General features: G+C 53.2%; 17 protein-coding genes. 9 read left to right on the plus strand and 8 right to left on the minus strand.

What is annotated here, in order from left to right:
• Nucleotides 1-178 precede the first annotated feature (178 nt).
• The 3 genes from ACE3MN_RS18375 (at nt 179) to ACE3MN_RS18385 (ending at nt 2,709) form a co-directional block, all read left to right on the plus strand.
• On the plus strand, nt 179-1,462 hold the full coding sequence (locus ACE3MN_RS18375) for a putative acyl-CoA thioester hydrolase (protein WP_004134959.1): 1,284 nt from the start codon (nt 179-181) through the stop codon (nt 1,460-1,462).
• Nucleotides 1,463-1,877: 415 nt separating this feature from the next.
• On the plus strand, nt 1,878-2,096 hold the full coding sequence (locus ACE3MN_RS18380; protein ID WP_004134960.1) for a hypothetical protein: 219 nt from the start codon (nt 1,878-1,880) through the stop codon (nt 2,094-2,096).
• A gap of 58 nt (nt 2,097-2,154) precedes the next feature.
• Complete coding sequence (locus ACE3MN_RS18385) at nt 2,155-2,709, plus strand: LuxR C-terminal-related transcriptional regulator (protein WP_004134961.1); 555 nt, start codon at nt 2,155-2,157, stop codon at nt 2,707-2,709.
• A gap of 94 nt (nt 2,710-2,803) precedes the next feature.
• Here ACE3MN_RS18385 and ACE3MN_RS18390 read toward each other — a convergent pair whose 3' ends face one another.
• Together ACE3MN_RS18390 and ACE3MN_RS18395 are read right to left on the minus strand one after the other, a co-directional pair.
• Nucleotides 2,804-3,535 (minus strand): MerR family transcriptional regulator, encoded by a 732-nt coding sequence (locus tag ACE3MN_RS18390; RefSeq protein WP_004134962.1) that lies wholly within the window; start codon nt 3,533-3,535, stop codon nt 2,804-2,806.
• A gap of 187 nt (nt 3,536-3,722) precedes the next feature.
• Complete coding sequence (locus ACE3MN_RS18395; protein ID WP_024360154.1) at nt 3,723-4,946, minus strand: diguanylate phosphodiesterase; 1,224 nt, start codon at nt 4,944-4,946, stop codon at nt 3,723-3,725.
• Nucleotides 4,947-5,281: 335 nt separating this feature from the next.
• Between ACE3MN_RS18395 and ycgZ the strand changes: the two genes are divergently transcribed.
• From ycgZ to ACE3MN_RS18410, 3 genes are all read left to right on the plus strand, one after another.
• Entirely contained in the window at nt 5,282-5,527 is a 246-nt protein-coding gene (ycgZ, locus tag ACE3MN_RS18400) for a regulatory protein YcgZ (RefSeq protein ID WP_004134967.1), read from the plus strand.
• Between the two features lie 118 nt (nt 5,528-5,645).
• The gene (locus ACE3MN_RS18405; protein WP_004134969.1) at nt 5,646-5,969 is read left to right on the plus strand and encodes a hypothetical protein; all 324 of its coding nucleotides are present in this window, start codon (nt 5,646-5,648) and stop codon (nt 5,967-5,969) included.
• Between the two features lie 54 nt (nt 5,970-6,023).
• A complete protein-coding gene (locus ACE3MN_RS18410) occupies nt 6,024-6,290 on the plus strand; it encodes a biofilm development regulator YmgB/AriR family protein (protein WP_004134971.1) in 267 nt (88 codons plus the stop codon).
• A 232-nt stretch (nt 6,291-6,522) separates the two neighbouring features.
• Here the strand turns inward: ACE3MN_RS18410 and ACE3MN_RS18415 are convergent, their stop codons facing one another.
• Complete coding sequence (locus ACE3MN_RS18415; RefSeq protein ID WP_102650071.1) at nt 6,523-7,992, minus strand: PLP-dependent aminotransferase family protein; 1,470 nt, start codon at nt 7,990-7,992, stop codon at nt 6,523-6,525.
• Nucleotides 7,993-8,126: 134 nt separating this feature from the next.
• Between ACE3MN_RS18415 and ACE3MN_RS18420 the strand changes: the two genes are divergently transcribed.
• Entirely contained in the window at nt 8,127-8,603 is a 477-nt protein-coding gene (locus ACE3MN_RS18420) for a GNAT family N-acetyltransferase (protein WP_004134978.1), read from the plus strand.
• A 60-nt stretch (nt 8,604-8,663) separates the two neighbouring features.
• Here ACE3MN_RS18420 and pgl read toward each other — a convergent pair whose 3' ends face one another.
• On the minus strand, nt 8,664-9,659 hold the full coding sequence (pgl, locus tag ACE3MN_RS18425; RefSeq protein ID WP_101867889.1) for a 6-phosphogluconolactonase: 996 nt from the start codon (nt 9,657-9,659) through the stop codon (nt 8,664-8,666).
• Nucleotides 9,660-9,880: 221 nt separating this feature from the next.
• Here pgl and ACE3MN_RS18430 point away from each other — a divergent pair, with 221 nt between their 5' ends.
• Entirely contained in the window at nt 9,881-10,699 is an 819-nt protein-coding gene (locus ACE3MN_RS18430) for a pyridoxal phosphatase (protein WP_004134981.1), read from the plus strand.
• Here the strand turns inward: ACE3MN_RS18430 and modC are convergent, their stop codons facing one another.
• From modC to ACE3MN_RS18450, 4 genes are all read right to left on the minus strand, one after another.
• Nucleotides 10,700-11,758 carry a molybdenum ABC transporter ATP-binding protein ModC gene (gene modC / locus ACE3MN_RS18435; protein ID WP_004134983.1) on the minus strand — a complete coding sequence of 353 codons (1,059 nt, stop codon included), beginning with the start codon at nt 11,756-11,758 and terminating at the stop codon, nt 10,700-10,702.
• Nucleotides 11,759-11,760: 2 nt separating this feature from the next.
• On the minus strand, nt 11,761-12,450 hold the full coding sequence (gene modB / locus ACE3MN_RS18440) for a molybdate ABC transporter permease subunit (RefSeq protein ID WP_004134985.1): 690 nt from the start codon (nt 12,448-12,450) through the stop codon (nt 11,761-11,763).
• Nucleotides 12,450-13,223 (minus strand): molybdate ABC transporter substrate-binding protein, encoded by a 774-nt coding sequence (modA, locus tag ACE3MN_RS18445; RefSeq protein WP_024360159.1) that lies wholly within the window; start codon nt 13,221-13,223, stop codon nt 12,450-12,452. The genes modB and modA overlap by 1 nt, the downstream gene beginning before the upstream one ends.
• Before the next feature lie 143 nt (nt 13,224-13,366).
• Complete coding sequence (locus tag ACE3MN_RS18450; protein WP_004134988.1) at nt 13,367-13,516, minus strand: AcrZ family multidrug efflux pump-associated protein; 150 nt, start codon at nt 13,514-13,516, stop codon at nt 13,367-13,369.
• A gap of 153 nt (nt 13,517-13,669) precedes the next feature.
• Here ACE3MN_RS18450 and modE point away from each other — a divergent pair, with 153 nt between their 5' ends.
• Nucleotides 13,670-14,458, plus strand: a complete 789-nt coding sequence (gene modE, locus ACE3MN_RS18455) for a molybdenum-dependent transcriptional regulator (RefSeq protein ID WP_024360160.1) — start codon at nt 13,670-13,672, stop codon at nt 14,456-14,458.
• Nucleotides 14,459-14,502: the final 44 nt, after the last annotated feature.

Raw genomic sequence — 14,502 nt, forward strand, 5'->3', positions numbered from 1 at the left:
ATGTCAACCCGACAGCGGCGAATGTTATTTATTTGTGATCAAAAGCGATCCATTCCAGCCGCTCGCTATGTAAAGGAAACAACTTTTTTGCGCTACATCTTCCCGTTTCGTTTAAGTTGGTATAAAACAGCAGGCTTTAAAGGACTTATCCTCTTAATTTATTCTTGCCCGGAGCAATATGAACACATATTCCGTTTCCCGCCTGGCGCTGGCGCTGGCCTTTGGCGTGACGTTGTCCGCCTGTAGTTCGACGCCTGCCGATCAACAGCCCTCAACGCAGACTGCGCCGGGCACGGCCTCTCGTCCTGTTTTAACCGCCGATGAGGCGAAGAACTTTTTACCGGCGAGCTATTTCCAGTCTCTCGATCCGAACGCCGCTGCGTGGACGCCGTCCGCCATCAGCCTCCCGGCGCAGCCGGATTTTGTCGTTGGGCCTGCGGGTACCCAGGGGGTAACCCACACCACCATTCAGGCCGCGGTGGATGCAGCGATTACCCGCCATTCTAATCGTCGCCAGTTTATCGCCATTATGCCGGGCGAATATGCCGGCACCGTCTACGTGCCGGCGGCACCCGGCGCGCTGACCCTGTACGGCACCGGCGAGAAGCCGATTGACGTAAAAATTAGCGCCGCAATTGATTCAGAAATGGATCCGGTCTCCTGGCGTCATCAGGTTAATCCGGGCGGTAAATATATGCCGGGTAAACCGGCCTGGTATATGTACGACAGCTGCCAGAACAAACGTACCGCCACCATTGGTGTGATGTGCTCAGCGGTTTTCTGGTCGCAGAACAACGATCTCCAGCTGCAGAACCTGACTATCGCCAACAACCTCGGCGACAGCGTAGACGCGGGCACCCATCAGGCCGTGGCGCTGCGTAGCGATGGCGATCGGGTGCAGATTAACAACGTGAACATCCTTGGCCGCCAGAACACCTTTTTCGTGACCAACAGCGGCGTACAAAACCGCCTGCAGGATAACCGTCAGACCCGTACGCTGGTCAGTAACAGCTATATAGAAGGCGACGTCGACATCGTTTCCGGCCGTGGGGCGGTGGTGTTCGATAATACCGACTTCCGCGTGGTCAACTCACGCACCCAGAAAGAGGGTTACGTTTTTGCTCCGGCGACCCTTAAGAGCGTGACCTACGGCTTCCTCGCGGTGAACAGCCGCTTTACCGCTTCCGGCGATAACGTCGCGCAGCTGGGCCGTTCTCTGGACGTTGACGGCAACACCAACGGCCAGGTCGTGATTCGCGATAGCGTCATTAATGAAGGCTTTAATGTTGCCAAACCGTGGGCTGATGCCGTCGCTTCTAACCGTCCGTTTAGCGGCAACACCGGTACCGCGGATGCCAAAGGCAACCCGCAGCGTAACCTGAACGACGCGAACTTCAACCGCATGTGGGAATACAACAACCGCGGCGTGGGAAGCGTTGTCGTCGCAGAGCCGAAGCAGTAACGCTCAAACCGAAAGGGGGAGCCCTTCCCCCTTTGTCTTTCTGGTTTACCCTCTCCCTTCTCCATCGCCCTCACCCGCGCGCCATCATCGACACGACCGCCCGTTCGCCGCAGAACGCCGCTATGTACAAGTTTTTCACATTATCTTTACAAATAATAACTAATAAAAACAATGCTTTATTATGAGGTGTTAAAAAAACAAACTAAATGTACAAAATTAATTCGTAAAAATTGTACATCCTGAAAATCGTGACTATAGTTATTACGTAAGTTTTAAATCCTGCATTACAGCATTCTTATGATTTAAAAAAATGCGCACCATTTCCTTTGAGATGGTGAAGAACCGTATCGCAAAGATGATGGCTATCCACATCTTTGTTTGGTGATTTATTGCCTAATATGACTCGAGATATACCATGCAGACTAAAAACACCATTCCCGCAGAGTTTATTGCAAACTCGGCTTTGCTGAAAAATATCGAACATATGGTGCAGGCCCAGACGCAGAGTGAAGCCGTCAGCCACGATCGTTTAATCGTTGAGGTGCAGCGTCGCCTGAATATCGAGAAAAATGAAATTCTCGCCGACTTATATATCCAAACGCTGCATATGCTACGCGCCAAAAGTCATCACTAAGCGTGATATGTGATTTGTTAAATTAAGCCAGCATTAACATTTCTGCCTCGGAGGACAAATGAACAACGACAAGCAAGGTCACTTTTTTAATCATTACGATCTTTGGATTAACAATAACCTTCTTCGTCAAGGATTACAGCTGGTACTGGATTCGTTATCACCAGGCTGTTTTCATGGAAAATATGTCTTTTTCACCAGCGATAACTATTATGCGGTGCTCAATCATCATTATGATCGCAAAAGAGTTCGTTTTGTCCTGCTCACCGATGGCAATGATTTAAACTTTCTGAGCGAGCTGCCGATGTACAGAATTCCTGCGCGCGCCACGCCGGCTGAGATAAAATCTTTTATTCTCCGCCCTACCTTGTTCGGTAAGAAGCCTGACAGGGAATCAGAAAATATTATTTTTACCAGTCGTGAAAAAGAAGTGATTCGTCTGATGAACGATGGCGAAGCGATGGTAAATATAGGGAAGTCGCTGAATTTACATATTAAAACAATTTATCAAATTCGCCTGACCTTAATTAAAAAACTTGGCTGCTCGGGCCGGACAGATTTTTTTAATATTAGCCGCAGCGAAACATTTAAAGCCTGGACCCAGCGCAATTTCTGACAGTTTACCGAACGGCCAACCTGGTCACGCATCGGGAAGACAAGCGGCGGAATAACATCTCTAAAAATGTTCCGCTGCTAACCCCCTCTCTCGCTTACTCTCCGTGAAACTCGATAGTGTAGCCCTGGCTTTGCCAGTGGCTCAGTAATTCTGCCTGCAAAGGGGTCAGCGCGCGGCCAGTCCAGACAAAAATATGCTGTCCGGGGAATAATTCCGGGCGGGGAGAGTCAAGCGGCTCTGCCAGCACGTTGACGTGCCAGGCGCGCTGCGATAAACGCCACGCTTCCAGCCACAACCGGGTACGATCTTCGTTTCCCCAGCCAACCAGCAGGGTCTCTTTACCCACCTTTTTGCGCGACTCCGCAAGAATAAGCGCCACGCAATCAATCAGGATACCGTCCAGCATACTGATGATGGCCAGGGAGGTGTTCTGATCGAGATTGAGCTTGCTGCGCACCGGGACAAAAAGCCGGTCAATAAGTTTATCTACGGGATATTCATGGCTGAGAGACATGATGCGGGTACGTAATTTCGCGGGCTGTACAAGTCGCAGAAGAGACATCATCTCTTCCTGGAGCAGAACGGCTGCGTCGTGCGATTCAGGCTGCTGGCCTTCCAGTAGCGCCTTTACCTTGCCAACCGAAACCCCCCGATCGATCCAGCGTTTGATTTCCTCAATGCGCTGAACGTCCTCCTCGTCAAACTGGCGGTGCCCTCCCTCGCTTCTCTGCGGCTTGAGCAAACCATATCTCCGCTGCCATGCACGCAAAGTCACGGGGTTGATTCCGCAACGTTCGGCAACTTCACCGATGCTGTAATATGCCATTAGCGCCCTCTAACCTGAAAATACTTTCCCGACTAAATTAACTAATTTAGCCAGGTTGTACAATTAACTTTTCTTGTACAGTTAAAATAAACAGGTCGGACGCCAATGTACAGGTCAAAAAAGAATAATTATTTTACCGTTCACTACGTTTTTTTTACGTAAACATGCACTCCACCGCAGAAAAAATTTAAAGAAGCTCCCACGCTGTTTTTTTCTCAGGCCATGCTACCGCGGGAATTCCCCCCAGACACGGTCTGGCAAATAAATTACCCTGGAAATGGATAATGCCCGCGGACTCCAGCCACATCCACTCCTCCGGCTGCTCAACGCCCACCGCTGAAATGGCGATTTCCAGCGAATTACAGCATTTAATAATGGCCTGCACGATGGCCTGTTTTGGGCCGTGCTTATGGATATCTTTAACCAATTGGCGATTAATCTTAATGCGGTCCGGCTGAAACTGGGCCAGCAGCAAAAGCCCGGCAAATCCGGCGCCAAAGTGATCGATCGCCACGCGAATTCCCGCGGACTTGAGCTTTCGTACGGAATCGGTGAATTCATCAACGCGGGAAATGGCTTCACTCTCGGTGAATTCCACGATAATTTGTTCTGGAATCAAACCATTGGATTCAATTTCCGCCAGCAGAAATTCGACAGCCCCGGGAATATTAACCAACGTCATCGGTAGCAGGTTAATCGACAGAGTGCGTCCACGCAGGCGCAGACGTCCCGCCATAGCAAAGGCAATACGCTTGCTGAGGAGGTCCGTCGAGTACATTTCCTCTCGCGACAGCCCATCAAAATAGACCGCCGGCGATTCGCCGGAAGGGGTACGCAGCAGCGCTTCCACGGAGACGATCTCTTTCGCAAACGGGTCGATAACCGGCTGGAACGCGAAACTGCATTCGGCCCGCGCCAGCGGCGTATCAGGATACGAGGCTTCCCCTTCCGTCACAAAATCCCAGCTTTCGGCCGCTGGAATCTCGTAATAGTTCTCCTTTTCCGTTGCTTCCACGAAAGTACGGAAAAAATGGAGCGCTCTGTCGTCATAGGTGAGTTGATATTTCGTGGTCCCTTTATCCAGCACAACCTGCAGCACTTCATCGCGGTCATACTCTCGTAAATCAAAGAGTTCCATACCTATTTTGCCAAAGCGCCGCGTCGGACCATGATCCCTGAGTAGTTCAACAAGATTATGGTGCCGCGGGTCTGTGCAGATACGGCGATAAATTCCCTCGACCTTCTCTTCAGGCCCTTCTAATAATTGAAAAAAATGGGTGCCGTTAAAAAGCAAAATACCCGACACCTCTTCCTGGCCATTTTTTACATTTGCTTCAGCAACCATGCTGTCAAGCGATTTAATTGACACGTTGTCGCAGATATGGCTGCGATAAATGATGGTAGTGAGCATGAAATTTCCGACAGAAGAGATAAAAACTAATGAGATATTACAGTAGCAGTTCCACCGCAATAAGTCCTGTAAAACAGCTGGTCTTATTAACAAATAATTTACATTAACCAACTCATTTCACTGCGATTCTTGCCTGCCTGTACACCTGTACAAGCCGTACATCTTATGATGACGATACCCTTACGATAACAAAGATTAAAACTCATTTAAAATCAATAAATTATAAAAAATATCAAAAAACTTAACATATTTTTTTCATTTTTTATGTACAAGTTGACGATCATTGTATAACTTTAATCGCAAGTTTACTGATGATTGAACTGACAGGAGCACATATGCAGCAGAACGGTTACATTCCTGACACGGCTAACGCTATTGCCCACTACTTCAATAAAGCGTCACTGCCTTCGCAGCAGGAAACATTAGGGCAGATTGTTATGGATATCCTTAATGAAGGACGGAACCTCAATCGCAAATCTCTGTGTACAAAACTGCTGGGTCGCCTTGAAGTCGCTTCTGGGTCTGAAGAAGAAATGCATTATCAAACGCTGATCGGCCTCCTGTTTGAGAACCAGCAATAAAAGTTCCGCCGGCTATCTGGTGATTTAAGTCGTTACTGAATGAGGAAATATAAGGGATGGGCCAGAATCTGACACGGATTACCGGCTTGCGACTAAATTCCCAGTCATGGAGATGACGATGATCAGAGATACAGTTATGAATAGCGATGATTTTGATCCATTAACAGATTTACTGATTGGAGAAGCGGTCTTATCCCTACTCAAAAGTAAGGGGCCTATAAGTCAACAGGCGCTGATTGGTAAACTCCAGGCTATGCAGGCGGGAGAAATGGATTCAAAGCGGCGGAACGCCCTGGGGCGTATTATCGATGAAATCAGTAACAGGGTAGCTCGCCGTAGTAAGAAAATAACTCTGGGTACTTCAGGCGCTAAAAATAATTGGGCTGAACAAAATGCTTTATTAGGTTCTCCCCCGCGGCCTGGTACAAATAAAATCCACTGACCCTTCGCGGTCAATCTTTTAACTAACACAGTAGAGAATATGATGAGACAGACTATGCATCAGCAACCGGATATTTACGCAGGCCTGAACGATAACGCACTCTCTGAATATTTCCGCAACGCAGGCGACAGGCTGATCGATGAATCCGCGGTCATGTCGCTGGCTATCAGCAGTATTCTTGAGTCTGAAGGACATCTCAGCAACAAGGCGATTATTCTGTGGTTAATTACCGCTCTCGAGACCACCCGCGACGTGGTAACCGCGGACGTCATCCGCAAAACTCTGGAAATCGTCGTCAGCTATACCATGGATGATATCTAATTTATTAACCGCTCCGCATTAAACAGGGAAGTCGCATATCGCGAACCGAGGGATTATTTTATTACCAAAGCGGTGGGTATATGTTAAATCCCCGCGCGGTGTCATTTTTTTAAAACTCGCCCCTGACATCAGATCAATTATCTGAACGGGGCGAGTTTTAAATCAAGATAAGTATGCTAACCCGGCACTCAACGTTATTCATCCCGAGGAAAAGACCGCCGATATCACTGCGCTACAGCACCCCGGCCAGGCGGCGAACGCCGTCGAGCAGCACCTCTGGCGGATGGTTGGCAAAACCGAATAAAACCCCCTCGCGCGACATCGGCCGCTGGCAATATCGCTCAAAACTCTGCACGCCTAAACCGATCTGGCGCGCCTTAGCGACGACCTCTTTTGCCTTTAGACCATCCGCTAACCAGCAGACGATATGCACTCCCGAATCCGTTGGATGCACCCGCATGCGCCCGGCAAAATAGCGCTCAATCGCCGCCTCCAGCGCGCTTTTTCGCTCAAAACAGGCTTTACGGATACGACGAACATGGCTGGCATAGTGTCCCTCGCGGATAAAACGCGCCAGAATGGCCTGTTCCAGATATCCGCTACAGAGATCGGTGTAATATTTCGTCATGGCGAACTGTTCGCGCAAATGCTCAGGGACCACTAAAAAACCCAGACGAAACTCGGGGTACATCATCTTAGAAAAGGTACCGGAATAGATGACCCGCTGATGTTTATCCAACCCTTGCAACGCCTGTAAAGAGCGGGCGGCATAGCGGAATTCGCTGTTGTAATCATCTTCAAATATCCAGGCCCGATTGGCTTGCGCCCATTCCAGCAAAGCAAGCCTTCTTGGCAGGCTAAGCGTTCCACTGAGCGGGAACTGATGCGACGGCGCGGTATAGACCAGCTTAGCTTGCGGGTAATGACGTATTCCATCCTGAATATCCATGCCTTCACCGTCAACGCGAACGGGCCGGACCACCGCTCCCCGGGCGGCGAATGCGCCGCGCGCGCCATTATAGCCGGGATCGTCGAGCCAGACTTCATCGCCCTTTTCCAGTAAAACCTGAGCGGTAATGGCCAGCGCCTGTTGAATACCATTGACAATAATAACCCGATCTTCATGGCAATTTACGCCGCGCGTCGCCTGAATATAGTGGCTAATCGCCTGTCGTAAAGGTAGATATCCATAAGCCGTGGCGTGCGCCCCCAGTTCGTGGCGCGATTGCCGCCAGACGCGCCCCAGCAGCCGCCCCCATAACGCATGCGGGAAGAGATCGGTACAGCCGATACCGACGGCAAAAACCTGACGCATTTCACCGCTCTCTTCCCTCTCGGACCATGATGGCAGCAATGCGGCAACGTCAGGATTAAGCGGCCCTGCGGCGGCTATTGCCGTTTCCGGCTGTGGCGACGATTCATACTCGCTAATGACGCTATCCGGAATATGTTCGCAGACAAAGGTGCCCGCGCCCTTACGCGTCACCAGATACCCCTCATCCATCAGGCGGTCAAAACCAGAGATAACCGAATTCCTGGAGATCGCCATCATCTCTGCCAACGCCCGGCTGGAGGGAATTTTTGAACCCGCCGTTAAGCGCCCATCCAGAATCGCGTTACGCAGGGCGTGATACACCTGATCTTTGATAACGCCGCGCGGGAGCAACAGTTCCTGAAACAGCGGTGCAATAGGTTTTGGCATAGAGGCAATGGCGATCGTTAAGCTAAAAGTGGACCCTATAAATATACATAAAGTGTCACTTTTTAGGAACCAGAAGAGCGCCTACCATAGCGGCAGGTAAAGACCATCCCGGTTTATAAAAGTAAGGAACCGCCATGAATAGCCAAAATAGCGACGTTAATCACGGGCAAATCACCCTCCTCCCCGCAGCTGATAGCGACTTTGCCCAGTGGCTGCCGCTGTGGAAAAGCTACCAGACGTTTTATCACGTCGACATTCCGGAGGAGGTGACGCGCCTGACCTGGAGTCGGTTTTTAAATCCGGTCGAACCGATGTTTTGCGCCGTGGCAAAACGTGAGGGAAAGATAGTAGGATTCGTTCATTATCTCTTCCACCGCTCCACCTGGGCCGAAAGCGACTATTGCTATCTGGAAGATTTATTCGTTGATCCGGACGTCCGGGGTCAGCATATCGGTAAACAACTGATTGAGTACGTTCAACGGCAGGCGCGGAAACGCCATTCGGCCAGCCTGTACTGGCATACGCATGAGACCAACCTTCGGGGCCAGCGTCTATATAACTGGGTCGCGGAAAAAAGCGGCATGATTGAGTATCGTATGCGGGTGAAGTAGCCCTTTCGTCAGGCGTAAAAAAACCTCGCCGCGGCGAGGTTTCTGTCACGCACGGCGGGTTTAGTAAGCGTTTACCACCACCCACATTGGGCCCTGGCCTACGGCATAGCGCCCTTTTTCCTCTAGCAGCCCCTGCTCGCCTTCGATTTCATACACCGCGATATGATGCGACTTCTGACCGGCGGCGATCAGATATTTGCCGCTATGATCGAGGTTAAAGCCGCGCGGCTGGGTCTCGGTATTCTGATAACCTTCAATCGACAGCACGCTGCCGTCTTCCGAGACGCTGAAGATGGTGATAATGCTGGCGGTACGATCGCAGGCGTAGAGGTGACGGCCATCCGGGGTCAGATGGATATCCGCCGCCCAGCGCACGCCGGCGAAATCAGGCGGCATCATGTCCAGGGTCTGTACGCACTCGATTTTGCCGTGCGGATCTTTCAGCTCCCAGACGTCAACGGAGCTGTTCAGTTCGTTGACGCAGTAGCCGTACTGCTGGTTCGGGTGGAACACCATATGACGCGGGCCTGCGCCTTCAACGGTGGTCACTTCAGCCGGCTCCTGCTCTGCGAGAAAACCGTCGTCGCTCAGGGTAAACAGGCAGATACGATCCTGCTTCAGCGCCGGCACCCACAGGGTGCGATTGTCCGGGGAAATATTTGCCGAATGGCAGCCTTCCAGCCCTTCGACAACCGTCACCGCTTCTCGCGGCAGGCCGTCCACCAGCGGCGTGACGCTCACGCAGCCTGCATTATAGGACGCGCTAAACACAAAGCGCCCCTGATGATCGGTAGAAATATGCGTTGGGCTACCCGGCAGCGGGGCTTCGCCAGCGAAGGTCAGGGCGCCGTTATCGGGCGCAATGCGGTAGGCCAGTACGCGAAACTCCGGACGCACGCCGACGTAGAGATACTCTTTGTTCGGGCTCACCACCATCGGCTGGACCTGCCCGGGGGCATCGACAACCTGCACCAGGGTCAGTTTCCCCGCAAGATCCAGATCCCAGACGTGGATCTGCTGGCTTTCCGGGCTGGCGGTATAAACGGTTTGTTTCATGAATACTCCTTCCTCACTGCACGTGGAAATTTCATTTTTCAGACTAACGGCACCCTGAAAAACACAATATGCATACACCATGCTATTCAGGTTGCCTCCTCGCAGCCTGAAAGATCAAGTGTATCGGCTCTTTAGCGGTAGATGCTGAAAAGTTTGCCCGAATGGCGCAGCGGTGTACCATCATAGCCTGCTAACTTTTCATCATTAACCGGAAACAACACATGACCTCACGCGTGATTGCCCTGGACTTAGACGGCACCCTACTCACCGGCAAAAAAACCATTCTCCCCGCCTCGCTCGACGCGCTGGCACGCGCCAAAGACGCGGGATATCAGATCATCGTCGTCACCGGTCGACATCACGTCGCTATCCATCCTTTTTATCAGGCGCTGGCTCTGGATACACCTGCAATTTGCTGTAACGGCACTTATTTGTATGATTATCATGCAAAAAAGGTTCTGGAGTCCGATCCTATGCCGGTAGACAAAGCCCTGAGCCTGACCGAAATGCTTAACGAGCACGCTATTCACGGTCTGATGTACGTCGATGACGCCATGCTGTATGAGCAGCCGACCGGGCACGTTATCCGCACCGCCAACTGGGCGCAGTCGCTGCCCGTCGAGCAGCGTCCGGTGTTCACTCAGGTCGATTCTCTGGCGCAGGCGGCCCGTGAAGTCAAGGCCGTGTGGAAATTCGCCCTGACCGATGAAGACACCGCAAAACTACAGCGCTTTGCCCAACATGTTGGTCAGACGCTGGGTCTGGAATGCGAATGGTCGTGGCACGATCAGGTGGATATTGCCCGGGAAGGCAACAGCAAAGGCAAACGCCTGGCCCAGTGGGTCGCGTCGCAGGGGCTGTCGATGCAGGATGTTATCGCTTTCGGCGACAATTATAACGACCTCAGCATGCTGGAAGCCGCCGGTACCGGCGTGGCGATGGGCAACGCGGTGGAGGACGTCAAAGCGCGCGCCAACGTCGTGATCGGCGAAAACGAGACCACCAGCATCGCCGACTACATCTATCGCCACCTGTTGTAATCAGGCGGCTATCGACACGCTTTTTATCTGCGCATACAGCCGCTGGCCTGGGACAACCCCCAGCTCATCACGAGCCCAGGGGCTGATGCGCGCCCATAGCGTACGGCCGCTAATCTCCAGCCTGACCTCAACCTGGCCATGGCTTTCAATGCACTGCATGACCTGCGCGGGCAAAATGTTGCGGATACTGGTTTGCTGAGCGGGCTGCAGCACCAGAGAAACGTCCGAGGCCTGAATGCGGATCCGCGCGCTTTCGCCCTGCGGCCTGTCGAGCCGGTTGACCCATATCTGCCGATCGCCCAGCGCCAGCGCGGTCATGGCATACCGCGGATGCTGAGCGGCGACGGTTACGTTCAGGATAGTGCTTTGCTGATCCTGGGGAAGCCAGGGGTGCATTACGCTACTGCTCCACACCTCTTCCAGGCAACCAAAGGCTTTGACTTTCCCCGCTTCCAGCACCAGGACGTTATCCGCCAGATGCTGAATCTCATCCAGAGAGTGGCTGACGTACAGCATCGGGATATTGATTTCGCGCGCCAGACGCTGCAAATAGGGCAATAGTTCGCGCTTGCGCGGGATATCCAGCGACGCCAGCGGCTCATCCAGCAGCAGCAGTTCCGGGGCGGTAAGCAGCGCCCGGCCAATCGCCACCCGCTGTTTTTCTCCGCCGGAGAGACCGCCCGGCAGGCGGTCAAGCAGCGGCGCAATGCCAAGCAGCGCCACCAGCTTGTCAAACTGCGCCGCCATATTCTTCGCCATGCCATATTGCAGATTGCCGCGCACCTTATAGTGCGGGAACAGGCGAGCGTCCTGAAAAACGTAGCCAATACGGCGTCTTTCCGGCGCCAGGCAGATACGTTTTTCAACATCATTAAGCACTCTGCCGTTAAGCACGATGCGCCCCTGCTGCGGGCGCGTCAGGCCGCTAATGGCGTTAATCAGCGAGGTTTTACCCGCGCCTGAGACGCCGAAAACCGCGGTGATGCCGCTGGCGGGAAGCGTCTCGCGAATTTGCAGGCAGTGGGTGCCCAGCGTCTGGCTAAAGTCGAGTTCGAGCATGATTATTTCCCCATCCGCTGACGGCTAAGGCGGGCCAGCCATTCGGAAATCAGCAGCGATACCAGCGCCAGCGCAATCGAAATCAGGCATAAACGCGCGGCCGCGCCTTCGCCGCCGGGAGTCTGAATCAGGGTATACATTGCCGAAGGGATGGTGCGCGTTTCCCCAGGAATATTGGCAACAAACGTGATGGTGGCGCCAAACTCGCCCAGCGAGCGGGCGAAAGCCAGCACGGTGCCGACGATAATGCCGGGTAGCGTCAACGGTAGCGTAATCGTGAAAAACACCCGCCAGCGGCCGGCGCCGAGGGTACGCGCCGCCTGCTCAAGCTTGATGTCGACCCCTTCCAGCGCGAGGCGAATGGCCCGCACCATCAGCGGAAAGGACATCACCGCCGCCGCCAGTACCGCGCCGCGCCAGCTAAACGCAAAGCTCAGACCAAACCAGTCGTACAGCCAGCTGCCGATAAAACCCCGTCTTCCCATCGCGATCAGCAACAGATACCCCACCACCACCGGCGGTAATACCAGCGGCAGGTGGAGAAGGCTATCGAGCAGCGCTTTACCGGGAAAATCCCGGCGAACCAGCAGCCAGGAAAAAAAGATGCCAAAAGGCAAGCTCAGTAACACCGCCAGGGATGAGACTTTCAGGCTCAGCAGTACCGCCTGCCATTCAGGATCGCTTAAGAACATTAGTGGGTAGAAAATCCGTAACGTTTAAAGATGGCGGAAGCTTCCGGCCCTTTAAGATAGTCATAAAACGCGCTGACCGTGGCATTTTTATGCCCGTCGACGATGGCCAGCGGATATTCCACTTTCTTATGGGAATCTTCCGGGAAGGTACCGACAACTTTTACGCCCTTGCTGGCGACCGCATCAGAGCCGTACACGATCCCCAACGGCGCTTCGCTGCGCTCAACCAGAGCCAGCGCGCCGCGCACGTCTTCCGCCGGAGCCAGCTTCGGCGACAGCGTCTCCCAGGCACCCAGCTTTTGCAGCGCTTCTTTCGCATAGATGCCGGCCGGCACGTGCTCCGGGTCGCCAACGGCCAGACGACCGCCTTTCAGCAGGCTGGTCCAGTCGGTTTTATCATTAATACTGATATCGCCCTGAGCGCTGGCCTTCGGCGCCACGACCACCAGGCTATTGCCGAGCAGCGTCGCGCGTGATGCGGTATCAATGCTTTTTTTCTCGACCGCGTAATCCATCCATTTCTGGTCGGCGGAGATAAACAGATCCGCCGGCGCGCCCGCTTCAATCTGTCGCGCCAGGGTCGATGAAGACGCAAAAGAAGAGACAACATCAACGTTCTTCTCTTTCTTATACTCTTTAGCGATATCCTGCATGGCGTTGGTGAGCGATGCCGCGGCAAAAACCGTCACCTTGCCCTCTTCCGCCAGCGCGTGACCCGCAACGGAAAACGTTAACGTTGCCCCAGCGATAAAGCGTAACCATTGACCTGTCATCTGAAACTCCCGTCGGTTCGTTATGTAGTAGACAATATAACGATAGCGCTAAGATTTTCCCAGCGAAAATTAGGGGTAATCAGTAACGGCTCAATGGAGGGGGGACAAATAAAAACGCCCGGGAGAACCGGGCGCGGGGGAAATCAGTGGTTTTGCGGTCTGCTGTCTTTATGACCGGCTCCGGAGAAGAGGTTAAACACTTCGCCCAGCCCGTAAATCAAGCCCAGGATGATAGCCATCACCACAGGGACCATGACTACGGCAAAAACCAGACTTTTCAATAGCTCTAACATGGTTGGCTCCAGAAAGTACGGATAGTTTATTGTAACTAATTCAGCCGGAAAAACACGCCCCATTTGTGCGGTGCCTCACTGGCCACCGTGAGAGATGCATCTTGCAAGATGACCGCTATCGGTCACAATACTCTTTTTCATCAGGATATGATTATGCAGGCTGAAATCCTTCTTACCCTCAAATTACAGCAGCGCCTGTTCGCCGATCCCCGCCGTATCGCCCTGCTGAAACAGATTGACCAGACCGGCTCAATTAGCCAGGGGGCAAAAAACGCGGGCATCAGCTATAAAAGCGCATGGGATGCGATTAATGACATGAATCAGCTCAGCGAGCAGCCACTGGTCGACCGTGCAACCGGCGGCAAAGGCGGCGGCGGCGCGGTCCTCACCCGCTACGGGCAGCGGCTGATTCAGCTTTACGACCTGCTGGCGCAGATTCAGCAGAAAGCGTTCGATGTCCTGAGCGATGATGATGCCCTTCCCCTCGACAGCCTGCTGGCCGCCATTTCGCGATTCTCTCTGCAGACCAGCGCGCGCAACCAGTGGTTCGGCACCATTACCGGCCGCGACCATCAGCAGGTCCAGCAGCACGTTGAAGTCCTGCTGGCCGATGGGCAAACCCGCTTTAAAGTCGCCATTACCGCCCAAAGCGCCGATCGTCTGGGCCTTGCTGAAGGCCAGGAAGTATTAGTGCTGCTCAAAGCGCCGTGGGTCGGCATGACCCAGGATGCGGCCCTGGCGCAACAGGCCGACAACCAGCTGGCCGGACGTATCACCCACATCGAACGCGGACCGGAGCAGTGCGAAGTGCTCATGGCGCTCCCGGATGGGCAGAGCCTCTGCGCCACCCTGCCGCTGGAACAGACGCGCGATCTGGCGGAAGGGGCGGAGGCGATAGCATATTTTAACGCCGATCGCATCATTCTTGCCACGTTGTGCTAACGGCATTGACATTGCGCTCGCGAAGACGTATCCCTGAAGTACAT

The sequence above is a fragment of the Klebsiella grimontii genome, from assembly GCF_042137965.1.
GTDB lineage: Bacteria > Pseudomonadota > Gammaproteobacteria > Enterobacterales > Enterobacteriaceae > Klebsiella > Klebsiella grimontii.